This is a genomic window from Mycobacterium sp. (assembly GCF_025965855.1).
Classification (GTDB): Bacteria; Actinomycetota; Actinomycetes; order Mycobacteriales; family Mycobacteriaceae; genus Mycobacterium.
This window is the reverse complement of record NZ_JAOPWB010000070.1, coordinates 1-3,719: the sequence shown is the minus strand read 5'-3', so window position 1 is coordinate 3,719 and position 3,719 is coordinate 1. Positions and strand designations below refer to the sequence as shown.

Annotated in this window: 4 protein-coding genes and 1 pseudogene; all 5 read right to left on the bottom strand. The window is 63.1% G+C overall.

Annotated elements, in window-relative coordinates:
* A pseudogene (locus JWP83_RS05155) lies at nt 1-346 on the bottom strand (hypothetical protein); the annotation flags it as partial.
* Nucleotides 315-656: a DUF732 domain-containing protein gene (locus JWP83_RS05150; RefSeq protein ID WP_297726754.1), complete on the bottom strand. Its 342-nt coding sequence runs from the start codon at nt 654-656 to the stop codon at nt 315-317. The pseudogene JWP83_RS05155 and the gene JWP83_RS05150, both read right to left, overlap by 32 nt.
* Nucleotides 657-752: 96 nt before the next feature.
* A complete protein-coding gene (locus tag JWP83_RS05145) occupies nt 753-1,637 on the bottom strand; it encodes an LLM class F420-dependent oxidoreductase (RefSeq protein ID WP_297726751.1) in 885 nt (294 codons plus the stop codon).
* A 130-nt stretch (nt 1,638-1,767) separates the two neighbouring features.
* Entirely contained in the window at nt 1,768-3,369 is a 1,602-nt protein-coding gene (locus JWP83_RS05140; protein WP_297726746.1) for an FAD-dependent monooxygenase, read from the bottom strand.
* The gene (locus JWP83_RS05135) at nt 3,366-3,572 is read right to left on the bottom strand and encodes a heme-binding protein (protein WP_297726742.1); all 207 of its coding nucleotides are present in this window, start codon (nt 3,570-3,572) and stop codon (nt 3,366-3,368) included. The genes JWP83_RS05140 and JWP83_RS05135 overlap by 4 nt, the downstream gene beginning before the upstream one ends.
* Nucleotides 3,573-3,719 lie beyond the last annotated feature (147 nt).

Sequence of the window (3,719 nt, the reverse complement as noted above, 5' to 3'; positions counted from 1 at the left end):
CGAGTTCGCCAACCGCGTTTCGAACTTCGATATCCAGACCATCAGGGACATCAAAAGATTCGTCAACTTGGCGACGTTGCGGCCCGACGCTGAACTCGCAGGACAGATGGACGCATTCTGGGCCGCCCCGAACGCCTTGCATGTCTGCATCGACCACGTTGTCATCGAGGTCTAGCGTCGAGAAGTCGAAGCCGGTGTGCGACGGCGCGACGAAATCGCGGCCCCTCGAACGGAAGAACTCGCCCGGGAAGATCTCACGCACTTTCGATGGGTCCGCGAATACCTCTCGTTCACGGTCGTAGATCATCGCGTCGTCATCGGGGGAGTCCCACAGCCGGTGCTGCATCCGGGCATAGGTCGGATGCGGCAAAGCCCACCGCGGCTTCGGCCTGTTGGCGGGTAAGTTCCCGACCGCCACCGGAACGGGAGTTGGTGATTACCATTTCGGTGATCTGGCCCGGCGTTTCGCCGCCGTAGAGTCGCCAGCAGAGAACGTTGCCGAACCCCACCAGGTCTGAGTTGTGCTTATCGTCGCGGTTGCCGATGCCGATGCTATTGAGGTGAGCAAGGAAATCATCTGGCCCCTGTGCCTGGGCTGGGATGGCCGCAGCGACTCCGCCGCCGAGCAATGCCCCAATCACTAACACCGTGCGCATACAACCGATGTCGGGTCTTCTTATGGGCATAGTTGCGTCTCCTGAACTTTCACCTGTTGGCCGGTGCCGACGACACCTGCCGATCCCGCCGGATGTTCAACTGACCTGCGCGAGTTCGGGAATGACCTCGTCGCCCAGGCGGCTGACGAAGCCGACGGGGTCGGTGATGTGCGGCAGCGGTATCACGTTGACGAGATCGAACCCGAGTGCGGCGTATTGGGCCGCCGTCGACACGAAGCCGTCCACGTCGGCGAGCGGATCGACGAGGATGCCCAGCGTCTTGCGGATGTCTGCGGGGTCACGGCCGATGTCGTCGCAGTGGCGGTTCAACACGCCGAGCTTGTGCCGCGTTTGGTCCAGGGGTCCTGCGGCGAGGCTGATGTTCCACACGTCGGCGTACTGGGCGACCAGCCTCAGCGTCTTCTTCTCGCCTTCACCGCCGATCAGGATCGGGGGCCCTGGCTGCTGAATCGGCTTCGGGACACAGAGCGTTTCGGCGAGTCGGTAGTGCTTACCCTCGAACGGCCCGTTGTTGTCGCTCCACATTTGCTCGCAGATCTGCAGTGTCTCCTCCAGCATCTCGAACCGCTGACCAATCGGAGGGAACGGTATGCCCATCCCGGCGTGTTCACGGTCGTACCAGGCGGCGCCGATGCCGAGCATGGAACGGCCCTGCGACAGCACATCGAGGGTGGTTACCGTCTTGGCCAGTACTCCGGGGTAGCGGTATGTGACGCCGGTGACCAGCATGGTCAGCGTGATTTTCTCGGTCTGCCCGGCCAGAAATCCCATCGAGGTGTACCCCTCGAGAAACGGATCTTCGGCGGCCAGCAGAGTGTCCATCTGAAAGAGGTGGTCGGCCAGGGTGAACATGGTGGCGCCGCCCTGCTCGGCGGCCCGCGCGGTGGCGGCCATGGTCGGCCCGAGGGCCTGCTGGCCACCCGCAAGATTGAAGTTAATGAAGTGAATGCCTAATTCCATTGCGGTAGTGTCCCTTTCATCATTTTTTTGGTTGATCCCGGGTTGCCGAACACGGTGCGCACACCCAGCGCGCGCAGCAGTTCCCAGATGGCGTGGCGCACAGTGGGCATGGCGAATCACCTTCTAAGATCTAGGTTCTCGGGTGCAGTGCACGTGCCCGGGCGCCGTTCACCGCGAGCGCCGGAGCTGAGTGGGCGGATTCGGCGCGCCAGCAGATCACGCCGTCTGGTCGGACGAGCAGGCCCGCCGTTGCGGGCGTGGCAAAGACCCTGTCCCACATCAGCTGGTCAGCTATTTCTTGGCGGCGGAGCACACGCAGCCGCACACCCGCGATCGGATGGGTTCGCAGTGCGGAGGCGTAGGAACTCACATCGGGGGCGAGGAAGGTGAACGCGCCCGGATCCAGCAGATCCAGGGTGCTCGACACCGCCCCATTCAATGCGATGTGCGAGACGCGGGTGCCGGGCTGGCCAGTGGGTTGGGCCGGGTCTTCTAGGGGCAGTTCGGGATCGAAACCTATGGCTGTCGCCATCGGGTAGCGGAAACCTAGCGTGATCGCGTTGGGATCGAACTGGTCGAACTGTCGAAAGAATTGGCCGATCCCGTTCCCGGCGCGCAGCATCACGTGCTTCAGGGTGTACTCGGTGATCGGTCGCCGTTCGGACTCGTACGTGTCAAGCAGGGCGTCTCCGGCTTCTCCCGAACAGACCGCGGCCAGTTTCCAGGCGAGGTTGTGCGCATCGGCGATTCCGGTGTTGCCGCCGAATCCACCGTAGGGCGGCATCAGATGGGCGGCGTCGCCGACCAGGAAGATACGACCGGCGCGGTAGCGGTCGGCGACGAAGGCCCCGGTACTCCAGGTCATCGCGCTGCGAACAGTTATGTCGAGATCTGCTACACCGACCGCAGACCGGATCATCGGAATCGCTTCGGTAGCAGCAGAATCCGGATCAATGGAATCCAAATCGGCTCTTGGGGTCAAGGCGAACCAGTTGTGTTCGCGAGCGTCGCTGCGGACGAACAACAGGGCGCCCTCAGCCGGGGCGACCATTGCGCTGATTCGACGTCCGCGCATCGCCGGCTCGAGGTCGGCATCGAACAAGACGCTAAGACCTCGTCCTGGAATCGGTTGACCGTGGCGGCCTATGCCCAGGTTGGTCCGAATCGATCCCCTGGCCCCGTCGGCGGCCACCAGATAGCGGGCGGTGATCCTGCTCGGTGGCGGAGCCGGCGGGGCCGTGCCGACCGTTGACGAAGACCACACCGCGTCTACAGTGACTGCGGATTCGTGCTGCTCGATGTTGACCGCTGTGCAGCCATAGAACAGTTGGGCACCCAACTCGGCGCTGCGCTGCAACAGAATGGGTTCCATCCTGTGCTGGTCGCATGCGTAATGCGTAGTAGGGCTCAGCCGGTTTCGGCGGGCCAGCGCGAGCGGTAGATGTACCTGCTCGTAATCACCGGAGAGGTTGTCGCCGATCGCCACACCGAAATGGTTCTCGCCCGCCGCGCGTACCGCGTCTTCGATGCCTGCGGAGCGATACAACTCCATCGTTCGGGCGCTGACACCGCGGAACTTTGGGTGGTTCGATGTCGAGGCGTGCCGCTCCACCACCCACACGCGTAATCCCTGCTGCGCCAGAAACATCGACGCCGCCAAACCGACGAGGCCGCCGCCGACGACCAGAACATCACAATCGCACGCGTCGTCATGCGTGAACGCACCGCTCACAGCTCACCCCTCCGGGCGGTAGTAGTCGCTTCAGGCAGCAGGCTCGAGCTGTCTTCTCCCGCGAAGGCCACCAACCTTCGAGCAGCGTCCAGCACCGCCACCGTCATCGGCGGGAAATCGGTGCTGCGTGCGTGCGCAATCGCCCGGTCCACGATCGTGCGGGCACGCGCCAGGTCGATCCGTGCAGCCCTCGCATCTGACATCTTGGCCTCCCAAACAAACCTACGCGTGTTTATTTGAAAGTGACCGTACGCTTGATCTAGCTATAGCGCAAGTGATCGTGTTCGTTTAGTATGGGCGTGTGCCCAGACTCAGCGAGAACACCCGCGCCCAGCGCCGCCAACACATCC

Excerpts from the sequence above, each read along its gene's own strand:
- JWP83_RS05150 (WP_297726754.1), bottom strand. The coding sequence starts at position 656 with ATGCGCACGGTGTTAGTGATTGGGGCATTGCTCGGCGGCGGAGTCGCT.
- JWP83_RS05145 (WP_297726751.1), bottom strand. The coding sequence starts at position 1,637 with ATGGAATTAGGCATTCACTTCATTAACTTCAATCTTGCGGGTGGCCAG.
- JWP83_RS05135 (WP_297726742.1), bottom strand. The coding sequence starts at position 3,572 with ATGTCAGATGCGAGGGCTGCACGGATCGACCTGGCGCGTGCCCGCACG.